Origin of the sequence: Stenotrophomonas maltophilia, from assembly GCF_025642255.1 — a bacterium.
In the GTDB taxonomy this organism is placed as follows: domain Bacteria; phylum Pseudomonadota; class Gammaproteobacteria; order Xanthomonadales; family Xanthomonadaceae; genus Stenotrophomonas; species Stenotrophomonas maltophilia_P.
The window spans coordinates 1,654,547-1,673,190 of the sequence record NZ_CP106759.1; the positions used below are offsets into that span (position 1 = coordinate 1,654,547).

The following is an 18,644-nucleotide window of genomic DNA, read 5'->3' on the forward strand; positions in this document are numbered from 1 at the left end:
CATGCTCGACTGCCACAGCAGGTGATGCCGGCCCGGGGCCGGCATCCGCCATCAATCAGTTGCGCAGCGGCTTGCCGGTCTTGAGCATGTGCGCGATGCGGGCCTGGGTCTTTTCCTGCTGGGCCAGTTCGACGAAGTGCTTGCGCTCCAGGGTCAGCAGCCACTCTTCGTCGACCAGGGTGCCGCGATCGACCTTGCCGCCGCACAGCACGGTGGCGATGCGCTCTGCAATCTCGTAGTCGTACGGGCTGATGAAGCGACCTTCCAGCATGTTGACCAGCATCATCTTGAAGGTGGCGATGCCGACGTCGCCGGCCACCTGGATGCGGCGTGCCGGCAGCGGCGGACGGTAGCCGGCTTCGGCCAACGCGCGGGCTTCGGCCTTGGCGATGTACAGCGCCTCATAGCTGTTGAACACCACCTTGTCGGTGCTGCGCAGCAGACCCAGCTCCTTGGCATTGACCGCCGAGTTGGACACCTTGGCCATGGCCACGGTCTCGAAGGTCTTCTTCAGTTCGGCAAACACGTCGCCGCCCGGGCCGGCCGCCTGCGAGGCGCGCACGGCCAGTTCCTTCAGGCCGCCACCGGCCGGCAGCAGGCCGACGCCGGCTTCCACCAGGCCGATATAGCTTTCCAGGAAGGCCACGGTCTTGGCGCTGTGCATCTGGAACTCGCAGCCACCGCCCAGGGCCAGGCCGCGCACGGCAGCCACCACCGGCACCAGCGAGTACTTGATGCGCTGGCTGGTGCGCTGGAAGTTGGCGACCATCTGCTCGAACTGGTCGACCTTGCCGGCCTGCAGCAGGCCCAGGGCGCCGGCCAGATCGGCACCGGCGGAGAACGGTTCCTTCTGCTGCCAGATCACCAGGCCCTGGAAGTCCTTCTCGGCGCGCGAGACGCATTCCTGCAGGCCATCGAGCACCTGGTCGGAGACGGTGTTCATCTTGGTCTTGAAGCTGACCACGGCGATACCGTCGCCGTCGTGCCACATGCGCAGGCCATCGTTCTCGAACACGGTCTCGCCCGGCGCGAACGTTTCGCCCAGCAGCGGATCCGGGAAGCGCTGGCGCTGGTACACCGGCAGCGACGAGCGCGGCAGCTTGGCGTTGCGCGACGGGCTGTAGCTGCCCTCGGCGGCGTGCACGCCGTCGCGGCCATCGAAGACCCAGTCCGGCAGCGGGGCGTTGCTCATGCTCTTGCCGGCGACGATGTCATCGGCGATCCACTGCGCGACCTGCTTCCAGCCCGCGGCCTGCCAGGTCTCGAACGGGCCCAGCGACCAGCCGTAGCCCCAGCGGATCGCGAGATCGACGTCGCGCGCGGTCTCGGCGATGTCGGCCAGGTGGTAGGCGCTGTAGTGGAACAGATCGCGGAAGGTCGCCCACAGGAACTGTGCCTGCGGATGCTGGCTCTCGCGCAGCTTGGCGAACTTCTCGGCCGGGTTTTTGATCTTCAGGATCTCGACCACCTCCGGTGCGGCGCTGCGGTCGGCCGGACGGTAGTCCTGCTTTTCCAGATCGAGCACGACGATGTCCTTGCCGACCTTGCGGAAGATGCCGGCACCGGTCTTCTGGCCCAGCGCGCCCTTGGAGATCAGCGCATCCAGCCACTTGGGCGACTTGAAGAATTCATGCCACGGGTCGTTCGGCAGGGTGTCGCCCATGGTCTTGATCACGTGCGCCATGGTGTCCAGGCCGACCACGTCGGAGGTGCGGTAGGTCGCCGACTTCGGGCGCCCGACCAGCGGCCCGGTCAGGCCATCGACTTCATCGAAGCCCAGGCCGAACTGCTGGGTGTGGTGGATGGTCGACAGGATCGAGAACACGCCGATGCGGTTGCCGATGAAGTTCGGGGTGTCCTTGGCGTAGACCACGCCCTTGCCCAGGGTGGTGACCAGGAACTCTTCCAGGCCTTCCAGCACGGCGGCATCGGTGGTCGAGGCCGGGATCAGTTCGGCCAGATGCATGTAGCGCGGCGGATTGAAGAAGTGCACGCCGCAGAAGCGGTGGCGCAGCTGTTCCGGCAGCACGTCGGCCAGCTTGTTGATGCCCAGGCCGGAGGTGTTGGACGCCAGCACGGCGTGATCGGCCACGAACGGTGCGATCTTCTTGTAAAGGTCCTGCTTCCAGTCCATGCGCTCGGCAATGGCCTCGATGATCAGGTCGCAGTCCTTCAGCTGCTCCAGCCCCGACTCGTAGTTGGCCGGGGTGATCGCTTCGGCCAGCGACTTGCTGGCCAGCGGCGCCGGGCTGAGCTTGCCCAGGTTGGCGATTGCCTTCAGCACGATGCCATCGGCCGGACCTTCCTTGGCGGGCAGGTCGAACAGCACGGTGTCGACGCCGGCGTTGGTGAGGTGGGCGGCGATCTGGGCACCCATGACGCCGGCACCCAGCACGGCGGCGCGGCGGACTAGCAGGGAATTGGACATGGTGTAAGGGCCTTTGTTGGTCAGCAGTTACTGGGTGGAATCAGGCGGAGGCGGGCAGGGCGCTGCCGCTGCGTGCGGCGGCGCGGAACCCGGCTTCGGCGAAATGGATGAGCTCGTGGGCTGCCTGGGCACGATGCGCCGCTTCGGTGACACCGGCGGGACGCTTGATCAGCCCGAAATCGGCCATGGCGTAGGTGAGCGAGCCGGCCAGGAAATCCAGCCGCCAGTACAGCTCTTCCTTGCTCAGGTCGGGCACGCACTCGGCGATGGCCTTGCCGAACGCGCGCAGCACGTGGCCGTAGTGGTCGGACAGGAACTTGCGCAGGTTGTCGTTTTTCTCGGCGTAGGCGCGGGCGATCACGCGGACGAAGGCGCCGCCGCTCTGGCGGTCCTGGGCCAGCGCCAGCGCCGGCTCCACGAAGGCGGCCAGCACCGGGCGCAGTTCACCAGGGTGTTCGCTGCGGGCGCGTTCGAGCTGGGCCATGCGGGCGCCGGTCATCTCGTCCATGCGACGGCGGAACACCTCGTTGACCAGGTTTTCCTTGGAACCGAAGTGGTAGTTGACGGCGGCGATGTTGACGTCGGCCTGGCTGGTGACCTGGCGCAGCGACGTGCCGGCAAAGCCGTGCAGGGCGAACAGCTCCTCCGCGGCACCGAGGATCCGGTCCTTGGTCGAGAAGTGGGCGGGCTTGGCCATCGGGCAGGCGGACCTTAATCAAACGATTGTTTGATACTAGAACCAGACGGCAGCGTATGGCATTTTGCAGTGCAGCAAAACTGCCGGGCCAGTCAGAGGGCATTCACCCCCGGGTGCGGGGCCGGATCCCCGAAGGGGCTCCGACCCCTGTCGGGCTGGGGGATGGGGTCAGGGCCCCTGCGGGGGCCTGACCCCGGCCGGCATGAGGCCTGCCAGCCATGGGCTGGCACTACTTAATGGGATCTCTTACAATTCGCCTACGTTTATCAGGCTAAGCCCGCGTTCCGACGCGGGTTTTTTTCATGTACCCTTCGGGCCATCAGCGGCCCGATTCCATTGGAGACATCCCATGGCGCTGGAGCGCACCCTTTCGATCATCAAGCCGGACGCCGTTGCCAAGAACGTCATCGGCGAAATCTACGCCCGCTTTGAAAAGGCCGGCCTGAAGGTCGTCGCCGCCAAGTACAAGCAGCTGTCGCGCCGTGAAGCCGAAGGCTTCTACGCCGTGCACCGCGAGCGTCCGTTCTTCAACGCCCTGGTCGAGTTCATGATCTCCGGCCCGGTGATGATCCAGGCCCTGGAAGGCGAGAACGCCGTGCTGGCCCACCGCGACCTGCTGGGCGCCACCAATCCGAAGGAAGCCGCGCCGGGCACCATCCGCGCCGACTTCGCTGAATCCATCGATGCCAATGCCGCCCACGGCTCGGACTCGGTCGAGAATGCCGCGATCGAAATCGCCTACTTCTTCGCCGCGACCGAAGTCGTCTCGCGCTGAGAGTGATGCCGTGAACGAGGTCGTACAGACACCCGCCATCCAGCCGCTGCCGAAGTCGGCACCCACGGCCGGCAAGCAGAACCTGCTCGACCTCGATCGCGCGGGCCTGGAGACGTTTTTCGTCGAGGTTCTCGGCGAGAAGAAGTTCCGTGCCCACCAGGTGATGAAGTGGATCCACCACCGCTACGTCACCGACTTCGATGAGATGACCGATCTCGGCAAGGTCCTGCGCGCCAAGCTGCAGGATCATGCCGAGGTCGTCGTTCCCAACATCGTGTTCGACAAGCCCTCCGCCGACGGCACCCACAAGTGGCTGCTGGCGATGGGCGTGGATGGCAAGAACGCCATCGAGACCGTGTACATCCCGGACAAGACCCGCGGCACGCTGTGCGTGTCCTCGCAGGTCGGCTGCGGGCTGAACTGCACGTTCTGCTCCACTGCCACCCAGGGCTTCAACCGCAACCTGACCACCGCCGAGATCATCGGCCAGGTGTGGGTGGCTGCGCGCCACCTGGGCAACGTGCCGCACCAGATGCGCCGTCTCACCAACGTGGTGATGATGGGCATGGGCGAGCCGCTGATGAATTTCGACAACGTCGTGCGTGCCATGAGCGTGATGCGCGACGATCTGGGCTATGGCCTGGCGAACAAGCGCGTGACGCTGTCCACGTCCGGGCTGGTGCCGCAGATCGACCGCCTGTCCAGCGAGAGTGATGTCTCCCTGGCGGTGTCGCTGCACGCACCGAACGACGAGCTGCGCGAGACGCTGGTGCCGCTCAACAAGAAGTACCCGATCGCCGAGCTGATGGCCTCGTGCGCGCGCTACCTGCGCGCCAACAAGCGTCGCGAGTCGGTGACCTTCGAATACACCCTGATGAAGGGCATCAACGACCAGCCCGAGCATGCCCGCCAGCTGGCCCGGCTGATGCGCCAGTTCGACAACGCGGTGCAGGCCAAGGACTCGGGGAAGGTCAACCTGATCCCGTTCAATCCGTTCCCGGGTACCCGTTACGAGCGTTCCGAGGAAGCCGACATCCGCGCGTTCCAGAAGATCCTGCTCGACAGCAACGTGCTGACGATGGTCCGCCGCACGCGCGGCGACGACATCGACGCCGCCTGTGGCCAGCTCAAGGGCCAGGTGATGGACCGCACCCGCCGCCAGGCGGAGTTCAACAAGACGCTGCAGGCGGGGAAGGGGAGCGATGCGGCCGCCTGACCGCTTCCGGCTGGCGCTGCTTGCGGGCGTGCTGGCCATGGCGGTCGGTGCCTGCTCCTCCACGCCCAAGGGCCGGCTCGGTCCCAGCGAAGCGCCGGTCTATTCGGTGCGTGACCCGGACGGCGTGCGTCGCCAGGTGCGCGTGAACGACCTGCTGGTGCTGGCCTCGCGCGACATGCAGCTGGGCAATCTGGACGGTGCCGAGAGCAAGGCCCGACAGGCGCTGAAGCTGCAGCCCGACGAGCCTGACGCACTGGTCCTGCTGGCCGGCATCGATGACCGCCGCGGCCGCACCCGGCAGGCGGGCGAGGGCTTCCGCAGGGCCGCAGAGCTGGCCCCGCAGCGCGGTGACGTACTCAACAACTATGGCGCCTGGCTGTGCCAGCAGGGGCAGGCCGCCGAGTCGTTGGTGTGGTTCGATCGTGCGCTGCAGGCGCCGGGCTATGCCACGCCCGCCGAGGCGCAGGCCAACGCGGGGGGCTGTGCGCTCGACGCGGGGCAGCCCGAACGGGCCGAGCGCGACCTGCGTGCCGCACTCGCGGTGGCTCCGGCCAACCCGGTCGCCCTGGAGGCGATGGCCCAGCTGAGCTTCCGCCAGGGCCGCTACATGGAGGCCCGGGCCTTCGCCGAGCGCAGGATTTCGGCTGCACCCGCAACACGTTCCGTGTTACAACTTGCGTCTCAAATCGAGGCGCGGCTGGGCGATCACGCAGCATCCGATCGCTATCTGCAGCGGATTCGACAGGAATTTCCGCAGGATGCGGGCTCCTAACTCCAGGGTTGATGCATTGTGATTGATGACCAGACTGTGAGCGCTCTCGAGACTGCGGCCGGCTGTGGCACCCGCCTTCGCCAGGCCCGCGAGGCGGCCGGACTGACCCTTGACGACGTCGGACAGCGGCTGCGCATGCCGGTCCAGGTGGTCAGGTCGCTGGAAGAAGAACAGTGGCAGAAGCTCGGTGCGCCGGTGTTCGTCCGCGGCCAGCTGCGCAGCTATGCGCGCCTGCTGAATGTGGATGTGAGCGAACTGCTGGAGCAGGCCCAGGTGGGCCCGGTGGTCCCGCCGACCCTGGTCAGCCATACCCATACCCCGCGTGCGCGCCGGATTGCCGAGAACCTCGGCCGGCGCGTGCTGTATGTCGGCATCACCGCGGTGCTGGCCGTGCCGGTGTGGTTCGCCACGCGCGGCCATTTCGATGGCGGCACGCCGTCGCCGAACACCGCCTCGCTGGACGTGATCCCGGCGACCGTGCCGGTCACCCCCGCCGCCGATGGCGGCGAGCCGGTCGCATCGACGGAGACCTCGGTGGCGTCCACCGCCAAGCCGGCCGCGACCCCCTACGTCGCCTCGCTGGCGCCGGTACCGCGTCCGGCCGCCGCTGCGGCGGGTGCCGGCACCACGCTGGAGATGCAGTTCAACGGAGACAGCTGGGTCGACATCGGCGGCCCCGATGGCAGCACCGTCGAGAAGGCGCTGATCCGGTCCGGCGAGAGCCGCAGCTTCACCCCGGGCCAGGTGACCCGGGTCACTCTGGGCAACGCTTCGGCGGTCCAGGTTCAGCAGAACGGCGCTATCGTCGATCTGGCGCCCTACCAGCGAGCCAACGTGGCACGCTTTCAGGTATCCTCTGAAGGCTCCGTGGTCCCGGTTTCGCACTGAGGCGCGGTTTCACCACCTTCGATAATCCCAATGGTCCCTCCCGATGGGCGGGGCGAGAGTACGCATGGCGATCGACGATCTGCTCGACGAGCACGAACAAAGTGAACGCGTCCGCAGCTGGCTGCGGAAGAATGGCGCCAGCATCATCGGTGGCGTGGCCATCGCCATCGGCGCCATCGCCGGCTGGCAGTGGTGGCAGACGCAGCAGGGCGGCAAGCTGGCCTCGGCCAATGTCGAATACCAGAAGGCACTGGTGGGTCTGCAGCAGAACAAGCTCGACGACGCCGCCAAGGCGGTGAAGGCGCTCGAAGCCGGCCCCTCCAGCATCTACGGCGACCTCGCGGCGCTGCAGCTGGCCAAGGCCCAGGTCGACGCCGGCAAGAATGAAGAAGCCCTGGCGACGCTGCGCAGCGTGAAGGTCGAAGGTGACCTGCAGCGCGTGGTCGACCAGCGCGTGGCCCGCCTGCTGGTCGCTACCGGCAAGGCCGACGAGGCCATCTCCCTGCTGGGCAGCGCCACCGACAGCGGCAGCCTGGAGATCCATGGCGATGCGCTTATGGCCCAGGGCAAGCGTGATGCCGCCCGCGAACAGTACGAGAAGGCGTTGAAGACGCTGGACGTGGCGGCGCCGCAGCGGCGCCTGCTGGAAACCAAGGTTATGGACGCCGGCGGCACCGTCGCCGCCCCTGCGGAGTCGGTTTGATGAGTCAGAAGGTCATGATCACCCGCGTCGCCACCGTGCTGCTGCTCGGCGTGGCGCTGTCCGGCTGCAGCACCATGAAGGGCTGGTTCGCCGGCAAGGACGCGGAAGCGAAGAAGGCGCAGGAGCCGGCCGAACTGGTCAAGTTCGAGCCGACCCTGAAGGTCAACAAGGCCTGGTCGGTCAATCTGGGCAAGGGTGAGCGTCGCATCGGCGTGCGCCAGGGCCCGGCGGTGGCCAACGGTCACGTGTTCGCTGCGGCGATCACCGGGGGCGTGCACGCCATCGACCTGCAGACCGGCAAGAAGGTCTGGACCTGGGAGCCGAAGAAGGAAAAGAAGAAGGACAAGCTGCGCCTGTCCGGTGGCCCGGGTGTTGGCGAGAACCTGGTCGTGATCGGCACGCTCGACGGCCAGGTCATCGCGCTGGACATCAATGATGGCAGCGAGAAGTGGCGCGCCCGCGTGCCCGGCGAAGTGATCGCCGCGCCGGCGGTGGCCCAGGGCATGGTGTTCGTGCGCAGCAACGACGGCCGCATCACCGCCTTCGACGTGGGCAACGGCACCCAGCGCTGGTTCAACCCGAGCGAACTGCCGGCGCTGACCGTGCGTGGCAATGCGCCGGTGGTAACCGGTCCGGGCGTGCTGTTCATCGGCAGGGATGACGGCGCCATCGCCGCGCTGGCCATGCAGGATGGCCGCACCCTGTGGGAACAGAACGTGGGCAGCGCTGAAGGGCGCACCGAGCTGGAGCGCATGGCCGACATCGACGGTGCGCCGGTGCTCGATGGCAACACGCTGTTCGTGAGCAGCTTCAAGAACCAGACGATGGCCATCGAAGGCCCGACCGGTCGCCCGCTGTGGGCGCGCGACCACGGCGGTGCCGGTGGCGTGGCGGTCTCGTCGGGCAATGTGTTCGTCACCGACAACAAGGGTGGCGTGTTCGGCCTGGACAAGGCCAGTGGCGCGGCGATGTGGTCGCAGACCGGGCTCGCCCGGCGCCTGCTGACCGGCCCGGCACTGCACGGCGACTACGTGGTGGTCGGCGACTACAAGGGATACGTGCACTGGCTGCAGACGTCCGATGGCGCGATGGCGGCGCGGGCCAAGAGCGGCGGTGAAGCTCTGCTGGCCCAGCCGATCGTCGTCGACGGGGTGCTGCTGGTGCAGAACGTGGATGGCAAGCTGACCGCCTTCCGGTTGGCAAATTAATACGGAGTAATCGCGATGCTGCCTTTGGTCGCCCTGGTTGGACGGCCGAATGTCGGCAAGTCGACCATTTTCAATGCGTTGACCCGCACCCGTGACGCCCTGGTCCATGACCAGCCCGGCGTCACCCGCGATCGCAACTACGGCGTCTGCCGCCTCGACGAGGACAATCATTTCCTCGTCGTGGACACCGGCGGTATCGCCGGGGAAGACGAGGGTCTGGCGGGCGCTACTACGCGTCAGGCCCGGGCCGCTGCCGCCGAAGCCGACTTGATCCTGTTCGTCGTCGATGCCCGCGAGGGCACGTCGGCGCTGGATGACGAGATCCTGTCGTGGCTGCGCAAGCTGTCGCGTCCGACCCTGCTGCTCATCAACAAGATCGACGGCACCGACGAGATGGCCGTGCGCTCGGAATTCGCGCGCTACGGCTTCAGCGAGATGCTGACGGTTTCGGCCGCGCATCGTCAGGGCCTGGACGATCTGCTCGATGAAGTGATCCAGCGCCTGCCGGAAGAGGGCAGTGGCGAAGAGCTGGACAACGATCCGAACCGTGTGCGCATCGCCTTTGTCGGCCGCCCCAACGTGGGCAAGTCGACCCTGGTCAACCGCATCCTCGGCGAGGAGCGCATGATCGCCTCCGACGTGCCCGGCACCACCCGCGATTCGATCGCGGTGGACCTGGAACGCGATGGCCGCGAATACCGCCTGATCGACACCGCCGGCCTGCGTCGCCGCTCGCGGGTGGACGAGGTGGTCGAGAAGTTCTCGGTGGTCAAGACCATGCAGTCCATCGAGCAGTGCCAGGTGGCCGTGCTCATGCTGGACGCCACCGAAGGCGTGACCGACCAGGACGCCACCGTGCTGGGGGCCGTGCTCGACGCCGGCCGCGCCCTGGTGATCGCCATCAACAAGTGGGATGGCCTGACCGAGTACCAGCGCGAGCAGGCCGAAACCATGCTGTCGCTGAAGCTGGGCTTCGTGCCGTGGGCGGAATCGGTACGCATCTCGGCCAAGCATGGCTCGGGCCTGCGTGAGCTGTTCCGTGCGGTGCACCGCGCCCACGAATCGGCGAACAAGACGTTCACCACCAGCGAAGTGAACAAGGCGCTGGAAGTGGCCTACGAGACCAACCCGCCGCCGACCATCCGCGGCCACGTCTCCAAGCTGCGTTACGTGCACCCGGCCGGGGCCAACCCGCCCACCTTCATCGTGCATGGCACGCGCCTGAAGGAGCTGCAGGAGTCGTACAAGCGCTACTTGGAGAACTTCTTCCGCAAGCGCTTCAAGCTGATCGGCACGCCGGTGGTGTTCCTGTTCCGCGAAGGTGCCAACCCGTACGAGGGCAAGAAGAACGTGCTGACCGAACGGCAGATCAAGGCCAAGCGGCGCTTGATGAAACACGTCAAGGGCAAGTAACCGGAAAGGCGGCCGCAGGGCCGCCTTTTTCGTTTGACGGGGAATGGGGTCAGATCCCTTTCCCGAAGGAAAAGGGATCTGACCCCGGGGGCGCTCGGCGGGCAGGGCCTGCGCGATAATGGCGCCATGAGCATCCGAGAGCTTTCCCCCGCGCAGGCGCATGACCGCCTGGCCCATGGCGCCGTGCTGATCGACGTGCGGGAGGCGCACGAGCGCGCCGGTGGCATGGCCGAAGGCGCCCGCGGTGTGGCCAGGGCGGAACTGCAGGCCGACCCGGCCGCGCACCTGCCACGCCCGGAACAGGAAATCCTGCTGATCTGCCAGACCGGCAAGCGTTCGGCCGACGCCGCGCAGGCCCTGCTCGATGCCGGCTACGCAAACGTGGCGTCGGTCGCCGGGGGCACCGTGGCCTGGCGCGAGCAGGCGCTGCCGCTGGTGCAGCCCGAGGCCAGCGCTGCCGACCGCGATTTCTTCGATCGCTACTCGCGCCACCTGCTTCTGCCGCAGATCGGCGAGGCGGGCCAGCGTCGCCTGCAGCAGTCGCGTGTGCTGGTGCTGGGCGCGGGCGGGCTGGGCGCACCGGCCGGCTTCTACCTGGCCGCCGCCGGGGTCGGGCACCTGCGCTTTGCCGATCACGACCGGGTCGAACGCAGCAACCTGCACCGCCAGATCGTGCATACCGAAGCCAGTGTCGGCCAGCTCAAGGTCGACTCCGCACGCGAGCGCCTGCTGGCGCTGAATCCCGCCATCGACATTGAAGCCGTGCCGCAGCGGGTCACCTCCGACAACGTCGACGCGCTGCTGGACGGGGTGGACGTGGTGCTGGATGGCTCGGACAACTTCCCGCTGCGCTATCTGCTCAACGACGCCTGCATCAAGCTCCGCCTGCCGCTGGTGTATGCGGCGATCGAGCGCTTCGACGGCCAGGTGAGCGTGTTCGACGCCGGCCGCCAGCGCGGCGTCGCGCCCTGCTACCGCTGCCTGTTCCCGGAGCCCCCGCCGCCGGAGTTCGCGCCGAACTGTTCCGAGGCCGGCGTGCTGGGCGTGCTGCCAGGGTTGGCCGGTGTGCTGCAGGCCACCGAGGTGTTGAAGCTGCTGCTGGGCATCGGCGAGCCCCTGGTGGGGCGTCTGCTGCGTTTCGATGCACTGGGCATGCGCTTCCGCGAAACCGGCATCGGCCCGGACCCGCAGTGCCCGGTCTGCGCGCCGGGCGTGCCGTTCCCGGGCTATATCGATTACGCCGCCTTCTGCAAGGGCGGGTGATTCCGGTAGCGCCGGGCCACGCCCGGCGAGCGCAGCGGCACGGGCAGACACATCCGCCGGGCATGGCCCGGCGCTACCGTTGATCCTGGCATCGGCTCCGGTCTGCGCGCCGGGCGTGCCGTTCCCGGGATACATCGATTACGCCGCCTTCTGCCGGGGCGGGTGATCGCGGTAGCGCCGGGCCACGCCCGGCGAGCGCAGCGGGGCCGGCACGCACATCCGCCGGGCATGGTCCGGCGCTACCGTTGATCGTTTCAGAATGATGTGTGGGGTGGCTGCCGGCATCGTTCCACCTCCAAGACAATCCGGCGCAACATGCGTGCTATTGCCGTCATCCACATTGCTCTATCGTGGTGAGCGATTCTGGATTCCGGGGAAAGCACCGCATGGCGGTAGAAGCAGCGACCAGCGAGCTGGTCAAGGTGGTTGCCCTGCTGGGCGCGGCGGTGGTGATGGTGCCCTTGTTCCGGCGGCTGGGCCTGGGGTCGGTGCTGGGCTACTTCGCCGCCGGCCTGGCGATCGGACCGTTCGGGCTGGGCTGGTTCTCGGATCCGCAGGCCATCCTGCATACCGCCGAACTCGGCGTGGTGATGTTCCTGTTCGTGATCGGCCTGGAGATGCGGCCCTCGCACCTGTGGAGCCTGCGCAAGGAAATTTTCGGGCTCGGCACGCTGCAGATCGTCACCTGCGCGCTGGTCCTGACCAGCATCGCCAAGTTGTTCGGCTTCCCGTGGCAGGTGGCCTTCATCGGTGCCACCGGCTTCGTGCTGACGTCCACCGCCGTGGTGATGCAGCTGCTGGCCGAGCGCGGTGATATCGCGCTGCCTTCGGGGCAGAAGATCGTCTCCATCCTGCTGTTCGAAGACCTGCTGATCGTGCCGCTGCTGGCCCTGGTGGCGTGGATGGCGCCCAGCGCGGGCAGCGCCGATGGCGAGGGCTCGCGCTGGCTGTCGGTGGCGATCGGTGTCGGTGCCATCGTCGGCCTGGTGCTGGTCGGCCGCTTCCTGCTCAACCCGCTGTTCCGCCTGCTGGCCGAATCGAAGGCACGCGAGGTGATGACCGCCGCCGCGTTGCTGGTGGTGCTGGGCGCGGCACTGCTGATGCAGCTGTCCGGCCTGTCGATGGCGATGGGCGCGTTCCTGGCCGGCGTGCTGCTGAGCGAGTCGACCTTCCGCCACCAGATTGAAGCCGACATCGAACCGTTCCGCGGCATCCTGCTCGGCCTGTTCTTCCTCAGCGTCGGCATGGCGCTGGACCTGGGCGTAGTGGCCTCGCACTGGCAGCTGATCGCCGGCCTGGTGCTGGCGCTGATGGCGGCCAAGGCACTGTGCATCTACGTCGTTGCGCGTCTGATGGGCAGCGACCACGCGCAGGCGCTGGACCGTGGCGTGCTGATGGCGCAGGGCGGTGAGTTCGCCTTCGTGCTGTTCTCCGCAGCGGCGGCCGCCGGTGTGATCGACGTGGACATCAATGCCAACTTCACCGCCGTGGTGGTGCTGTCGATGGCGCTGACCCCGCTGGTGGTGCTGGTCTACAAGCGCGTGGCACCAAAGCCGACGGTGAACCTGGAGGGCGTGGACGAGGCCGACGGCCTGTCCGGCAGCGTGCTGCTGATCGGCTTCGGCCGCTTCGGCCAGGTGGCCAGCCAGTCGCTGCTGGCGCGCGACGTGGACGTGACCATCATCGACAACGATGTGGAGATGATCCAGAGCGCGGCCCGGTTCGGCTTCAAGATCTACTACGGCGATGGCACCCGCCTGGACGTGCTGCATGCTTCCGGCGCGGCGACCGCGCGCGCGATTGCGGTGTGCGTGGACAAGGCCGACGCCGCCGACCGCATCGTCGAGCTGGTCGCGCACGAATTCCCGCAGGCCAAGCTGATGGTGCGCTCGTTCGACCGCGAGCATTCACTGCGGCTGATCCATGCCGGCGTCGATTTCCAGATCCGCGAGACCTTTGAATCGGCCGTGCTGTTCGGTCAGGCCGCCCTGATCGAGCTGGGCGCCGACGAGGACGACGCGATCGAGATCGCCGAGCAGATCCGTCGCCGCGACGCCGAGCGTTTCGAGCTGGAAATCGCCGGCGGCGGCCTGAACGCCGGCGCCAAGATGGTGTTTGGCAACTCCGGCCAGGGCGTACCGACGCCGACCCCGTTCACCGCGCCGAAGCGGGCAAGCAAGACCTTGAACCCGCAGGACGTGCCCGAAGAGGAAGAATGAGGGATGCGGCCCGTAACGTCACCCGGGGTCAGCGTTCCAAGGTAGCGCCGGGCCATGCCCGGCGAGCGCAGCGGCTGCATTGGCGGTGGGCGAGGGGGCCTGAATCGGGGACAATAGCCTCCCCACCGCCGCCGCCCCCGCATTCGATGAACGATTCCGCCGCCCCGCATCCTGCCCGCATTCTCGATGGCCGCCGCATCGCTGAAGACCTGCTCGACAGCCTGAAGGTGCGCGTCGACGCCCGCATCGCGGCCGGTGGCAGCCGTCCGGGGCTGGCCGTGGTGCTGGTGGGCGGCGACCCGGCCTCGACCGTATACGTGCGCAACAAGCGCCGTGCCGCCGAGAAGGTCGGCATCGAAGCACACGATTACGACCTGCCGGCCGGCACCACCGAGGCCGAACTGCTGGACCTGATCGACCAGCTCAATGCCGATCCGAAGATCAACGGCATCCTGATCCAGCTGCCGCTGCCGGGCATCCCCGATGCGCGCCGGCTGATCCAGCGCATCGACCCGCGCAAGGATGTCGATGGCTTCCACCCGGAAAACGTCGGCCATCTGGCTCTGCGCGAGTTCGGCCTGCGCCCGTGCACGCCGCGCGGCATCACCACGCTGCTGGGCCACACCGACCAGCCGGTGCGCGGTCGCAACGCCACGATTGTGGGTGTCAGCAACCACGTCGGCCGCCCGATGGGCCTGGAACTGCTGATTGCCGGCTGCACCGTGACCAGCTGCCACAAGTTCACCCCGAAGGACGTGCTGGAACAGGCCGTGCGCAACGCCGACATTCTGGTGGTGGCGGTGGGCCGCCCGGGCATCGTGCCGGGCGAGTGGGTGAAGCCGGGCGCGGTGGTGATCGACGTCGGCATCAACCGGTTGGATGACGGCCGCCTGGTGGGCGACGTCGGCTTCGACGCGGCGGCGCAGCGGGCGAGCTGGATCACCCCGGTGCCGGGCGGTGTCGGCCCGATGACCGTGGCCACGTTGATGCAGAACACCCTGGAAGCGGCGGAAGCCTCCTGAGGGTAGCGCCGGGCCATGCCCGGCGGATGTTTGCGGCGCCGCTGCGCTCGCCGGGCATGGCCCGGCGCTACCGGGGTTGCATTGATGCCCCGCGATTCCCGCCGACCCGCTCCTGGCAGGTGCCAACCTTGGTTGGCACACATCCATCAGGGCCATCGGCCCATCTGGGGTACCGGTGCCGGACGGGTTGTGCCAACCAAGGTTGGCACCCACCCAAGCCCTCCTGAACCGACCGCCGCCCGCGCGACACTGCGTCGCATCCACCCCCTGCCACGCGGCGCGAAAACAAGGTAAAATGTCGCGCTTCCCCACATCTCGGGTATGCCGATGCTGCGCATCCAGGCTGAAGCACTCACTTACGACGACGTCTCGCTCGTCCCCGCCCACTCGACCATCCTGCCCAAGGACGTCAACCTCGAAACGCGGTTGACCCGAGACCTGAAGCTCAAGCTTCCGATCCTGTCCGCCGCGATGGACACCGTCACCGAAGCCCGCCTGGCCATCGCCATGGCCCAGCTCGGCGGCATGGGCATCATCCACAAGAATCTCAGCCTGGAACAGCAGGCCGCGGAAGTGGCCAAGGTGAAGAAGTTCGAGGCCGGTGTCATCCGCGACCCGATCACCGTCGGCCCGGAAACCACCATCCGTGACGTGCTGGCCCTGACCCAGGCGCACAACATCTCCGGCGTGCCGGTGGTGGGCAGCGACGGCCTGCTGGCCGGCATCGTGACCCACCGCGACATGCGCTTCGAGACCGAGCTGGACGATCCGGTCCGCCACATCATGACCAAGAAGGATCGCCTGATCACGGTCAAGGAAGGCGCCGCGTCCGACGAAGTGCTGCAGCTGCTGCACCGCAACCGCATCGAAAAGGTGCTGGTGGTCAATGACTCGTTCGAACTGCGTGGCCTGATCACCGTCAAGGACATCCAGAAGAACACCGACTTCCCGAACGCCGCCAAGGATCTGTCGACCCGCCTGCTGGTCGGCGCCGCCGTCGGCGTGGGTGGCGATACCGATCGCCGCGTGGAAGCGCTGGTCGCCGCGGGCGTGGACGTGATCGTGGTCGATACCGCGCACGGCCACTCGCAGGGCGTGCTGGACCGCGTCAGCTGGGTCAAGAAGAACTTCCCGAACGTGCAGGTCATCGGCGGCAACATCTGCACCGGCGAAGCCGCACTGGCGCTGCTGGACAGCGGCGCGGACGCGGTGAAGGTCGGCATCGGCCCGGGCTCGATCTGCACCACCCGCGTTGTCGCCGGCGTCGGCGTGCCGCAGGTCACCGCCATCGACCTGGTGGCCGAGGCGCTGCAGGACCGCATCCCGCTGATCGCCGACGGTGGCATCCGCTACTCGGGCGACATCGGCAAGGCGTTGGCCGCCGGTGCCTCGACCATCATGGTCGGCGGCCTGCTGGCCGGTACCGAGGAATCGCCGGGCGAGACCGAGCTGTACCAAGGCCGTTCGTACAAGAGCTACCGCGGCATGGGCTCGCTGGCTGCCATGGAGAAGGGGTCCAAGGACCGCTACTTCCAGGACGCCGCCACCGCCGACAAGCTGGTGCCGGAAGGCATCGAAGGCCGCGTGCCGTACCGCGGCCCGGTGGGCGGCATCATCCACCAGCTGATGGGCGGCCTGCGCGCCACCATGGGCTACGTGGGCTGCGCCACCATCGACGAGATGCGCAGCAAGCCCAAGTTCGTGAAGATCAGCGGCGCCGGCCAGCGTGAGAGCCACGTCCACGACGTGACGATCACCAAAGAGCCACCGAACTACCGCGCCTGATGCGCTTGCGAACTGCTCTTGCGATTACGGGCAGCCTGCTGATGGCAGGCTGTTCGTTGTCCGAACCGCCGCCGCGCTCCGGGTCTCCGGGCGCGGCGGTTTCGCAATTGCAGCACGTGCAGGCGTGCCAGAACGCGTTCTCGCTGCCGAAGGGCTGGCAGGTGCAGGCCGCTGGCGAGCAGCGCTGGCTGCTGAAAGGGACCGGCGAGCGCCCGTTGCAGGTCATCCTGCGGTGCGTTACCGATCTGGGTGACAGGCTTGAAGATCCTGTGGTCACCGCCGAGCTGGGGCCGCTGGAGCCGAAACGGATGAGCGTGCAGTCCGCGTTCTGGGGCAACGCCGTGGATTCCGGTTACCCGATGCACGCCTTTCAACGGCGCATCGTGCCCGGCACCGAAGTGCAGGAAATCGCCGAACTGCCGCGCGCCGACCGCGCCAACCCCAACGCACCGCACGGCCTGCTGATGCTGCGCTGGGACGAGGAAGATCCCTCACATATTCAACAACGCGAGGCGTTCATCGCCACGCTGACGCAGAGCCTTGAAGCGCCGGGCGCTGCGAAAAACACCACTGGAACGGCACCATGACCAACATCCATAACGACAAGATCCTCATCCTCGATTTCGGCGCGCAGTACACGCAGCTGATTGCCCGCCGCATCCGCGAGCTGGGCGTCTACTGCGAAATCTGGGCGTGGGACCACAACCCGGCCGAGATCGCCGGCTTCGGCGCCAAGGGCATCATCCTGTCCGGTGGCCCGGAATCGACCACGCTGCCGGGCGCCCCGGCCGCGCCGCAGGAAGTGTTCGACAGCGGCCTGCCGATCTTCGGCATCTGCTACGGCATGCAGACCCTGGCTGCCCAGCTGGGCGGTGCCACCGAAGCGGCTGACCAGCGCGAATTCGGCCATGCCGAAGTGAATGTCATCAACCCCGATGCGCTGTTCAAGGGCCTGAGCGACCACGGCGGCGAGCCGAAGCTGAATGTCTGGATGAGCCACGGCGACCACGTCTCCGTTGCGCCGCCGGGCTTCACCATCACCGCCACCACCGACCGCATTCCGGTGGCCGCCATGGCCAACGAAGAAAAGCGCTGGTACGGCGTGCAGTTCCACCCGGAAGTAACCCACACCCTGCAGGGCCAGACGCTGCTGCGCCGCTTCGTGGTGGACGTGTGCGGCTGCCAGACCCTGTGGACCGCCGCCAACATCATCGACGACCAGATCGCCCGCGTGCGCGAACAGGTGGGCGATGACGAAGTGATCCTGGGCCTGTCCGGCGGCGTCGATTCGTCCGTCGTGGCCGCGCTGCTGCACAAGGCCATCGGCGAGAAGCTGACCTGCGTGTTCGTGGATACCGGCCTGCTGCGCTGGCAGGAAGGCGACCAGGTGATGGCGATGTTCGCCGAGCACATGGGCGTGAAAGTCGTGCGCGTGAATGCCGCCGACCGTTACTTCAAGGCGCTGGAAGGCGTGAGCGACCCGGAAGCCAAGCGCAAGATCATCGGCAACCTGTTCGTTGAGATCTTCGACGAAGAGTCGAACAAGCTGAGCAACGCCAAGTGGCTGGCGCAGGGCACCATCTACCCGGACGTGATCGAGTCGGCCGGCAGCAAGACCGGCAAGGCGCATGTGATCAAGAGCCACCACAACGTGGGCGGCCTGCCGGAGCACATGAAGCTGGGCCTGGTGGAGCCGCTGCGCGAGCTGTTCAAGGACGAAGTGCGCCGCCTGGGCGTTGAGCTGGGCCTGCCGCGCACCATGGTCTACCGCCATCCGTTCCCGGGCCCGGGCCTGGGCGTGCGCATTCTGGGTGAAGTGAAGCCGGAATACGCCGAACTGCTGGCCAAGGCCGATGCCATCTTCATTGATGAACTGCGCAAGGCCGACTTGTACGACAAGACCAGCCAGGCGTTTGCCGTGTTCCTGCCGGTGAAGTCGGTGGGCGTGGTGGGTGACGCGCGCGCTTATGAGTGGGTGATTGCGCTGCGGGCCGTGGAGACGATCGACTTCATGACGGCGCATTGGGCGCATCTGCCGTACGAGTTCCTGGGGACGGTGAGCAACCGAATCATCAATGAGTTGCGGGGGGTGTCGAGGGTGGTTTATGACATCTCGGGGAAGCCGCCGGCGACCATTGAGTGGGAATGAGTTGAAAGAACGAGGGCGCCGAGAGGCGCCCTTGTTGTATGTATCCTCTGTCACCGACTTTCCTGCCCTCGTCCCGTGTGTCGGTGTGCCAGGCAGCTCTTGAATT

General features: G+C 67.2%; 15 protein-coding genes. 13 read left to right on the plus strand and 2 right to left on the minus strand.

Annotated elements, in window-relative coordinates; genetic code table 11:
- Positions 1-55: 55 nt before the first annotated feature.
- Together N8888_RS07720 and N8888_RS07725 are read right to left on the minus strand one after the other, a co-directional pair.
- Positions 56-2,428, minus strand: a complete 2,373-nt coding sequence (locus N8888_RS07720; protein WP_065175049.1) for a 3-hydroxyacyl-CoA dehydrogenase/enoyl-CoA hydratase family protein — start codon at positions 2,426-2,428, stop codon at positions 56-58.
- Between the two features lie 40 nt (positions 2,429-2,468).
- A complete protein-coding gene (locus N8888_RS07725; protein ID WP_065175050.1) occupies positions 2,469-3,125 on the minus strand; it encodes a TetR/AcrR family transcriptional regulator in 657 nt (218 codons plus the stop codon).
- A 349-nt stretch (positions 3,126-3,474) separates the two neighbouring features.
- Here N8888_RS07725 and ndk point away from each other — a divergent pair, with 349 nt between their 5' ends.
- From ndk to guaA, 13 genes are all read left to right on the plus strand, one after another.
- Positions 3,475-3,900, plus strand: a complete 426-nt coding sequence (ndk, locus tag N8888_RS07730; protein ID WP_005409295.1) for a nucleoside-diphosphate kinase — start codon at positions 3,475-3,477, stop codon at positions 3,898-3,900.
- A 10-nt stretch (positions 3,901-3,910) separates the two neighbouring features.
- Complete coding sequence (gene rlmN / locus N8888_RS07735) at positions 3,911-5,116, plus strand: dual-specificity RNA methyltransferase RlmN (RefSeq protein ID WP_053520188.1); 1,206 nt, start codon at positions 3,911-3,913, stop codon at positions 5,114-5,116.
- Positions 5,103-5,888: a type IV pilus biogenesis/stability protein PilW gene (gene pilW, locus N8888_RS07740; RefSeq protein ID WP_053520187.1), complete on the plus strand. Its 786-nt coding sequence runs from the start codon at positions 5,103-5,105 to the stop codon at positions 5,886-5,888. The genes rlmN and pilW overlap by 14 nt, the downstream gene beginning before the upstream one ends.
- An 18-nt stretch (positions 5,889-5,906) precedes the next feature.
- Complete coding sequence (locus N8888_RS07745) at positions 5,907-6,776, plus strand: RodZ domain-containing protein (protein ID WP_065181338.1); 870 nt, start codon at positions 5,907-5,909, stop codon at positions 6,774-6,776.
- Positions 6,777-6,840: 64 nt separating this feature from the next.
- Positions 6,841-7,479: a YfgM family protein gene (locus N8888_RS07750; RefSeq protein ID WP_053520185.1), complete on the plus strand. Its 639-nt coding sequence runs from the start codon at positions 6,841-6,843 to the stop codon at positions 7,477-7,479.
- Complete coding sequence (gene bamB, locus N8888_RS07755; RefSeq protein ID WP_053520184.1) at positions 7,479-8,687, plus strand: outer membrane protein assembly factor BamB; 1,209 nt, start codon at positions 7,479-7,481, stop codon at positions 8,685-8,687. The genes N8888_RS07750 and bamB overlap by 1 nt, the downstream gene beginning before the upstream one ends.
- A 15-nt stretch (positions 8,688-8,702) precedes the next feature.
- The gene (gene der / locus N8888_RS07760) at positions 8,703-10,100 is read left to right on the plus strand and encodes a ribosome biogenesis GTPase Der (protein WP_053520183.1); all 1,398 of its coding nucleotides are present in this window, start codon (positions 8,703-8,705) and stop codon (positions 10,098-10,100) included.
- 126 nt (positions 10,101-10,226) lie between these two features.
- Positions 10,227-11,363 carry a molybdopterin-synthase adenylyltransferase MoeB gene (moeB, locus tag N8888_RS07765; RefSeq protein ID WP_263177957.1) on the plus strand — a complete coding sequence of 379 codons (1,137 nt, stop codon included), beginning with the start codon at positions 10,227-10,229 and terminating at the stop codon, positions 11,361-11,363.
- Between the two features lie 386 nt (positions 11,364-11,749).
- Entirely contained in the window at positions 11,750-13,582 is a 1,833-nt protein-coding gene (locus tag N8888_RS07770; protein WP_053517608.1) for a monovalent cation:proton antiporter-2 (CPA2) family protein, read from the plus strand.
- 146 nt (positions 13,583-13,728) lie between these two features.
- On the plus strand, positions 13,729-14,604 hold the full coding sequence (gene folD, locus N8888_RS07775) for a bifunctional methylenetetrahydrofolate dehydrogenase/methenyltetrahydrofolate cyclohydrolase FolD (protein ID WP_053517606.1): 876 nt from the start codon (positions 13,729-13,731) through the stop codon (positions 14,602-14,604).
- Positions 14,605-14,931: 327 nt separating this feature from the next.
- Entirely contained in the window at positions 14,932-16,389 is a 1,458-nt protein-coding gene (gene guaB, locus N8888_RS07780) for an IMP dehydrogenase (RefSeq protein ID WP_014036909.1), read from the plus strand.
- 107 nt (positions 16,390-16,496) lie between these two features.
- The gene (locus tag N8888_RS07785; RefSeq protein WP_049483145.1) at positions 16,497-16,976 is read left to right on the plus strand and encodes a hypothetical protein; all 480 of its coding nucleotides are present in this window, start codon (positions 16,497-16,499) and stop codon (positions 16,974-16,976) included.
- Positions 16,973-18,538, plus strand: a complete 1,566-nt coding sequence (guaA, locus tag N8888_RS07790) for a glutamine-hydrolyzing GMP synthase (RefSeq protein WP_049483147.1) — start codon at positions 16,973-16,975, stop codon at positions 18,536-18,538. The genes N8888_RS07785 and guaA overlap by 4 nt, the downstream gene beginning before the upstream one ends.
- The last annotated feature ends 106 nt before the right edge of the window (positions 18,539-18,644 follow it).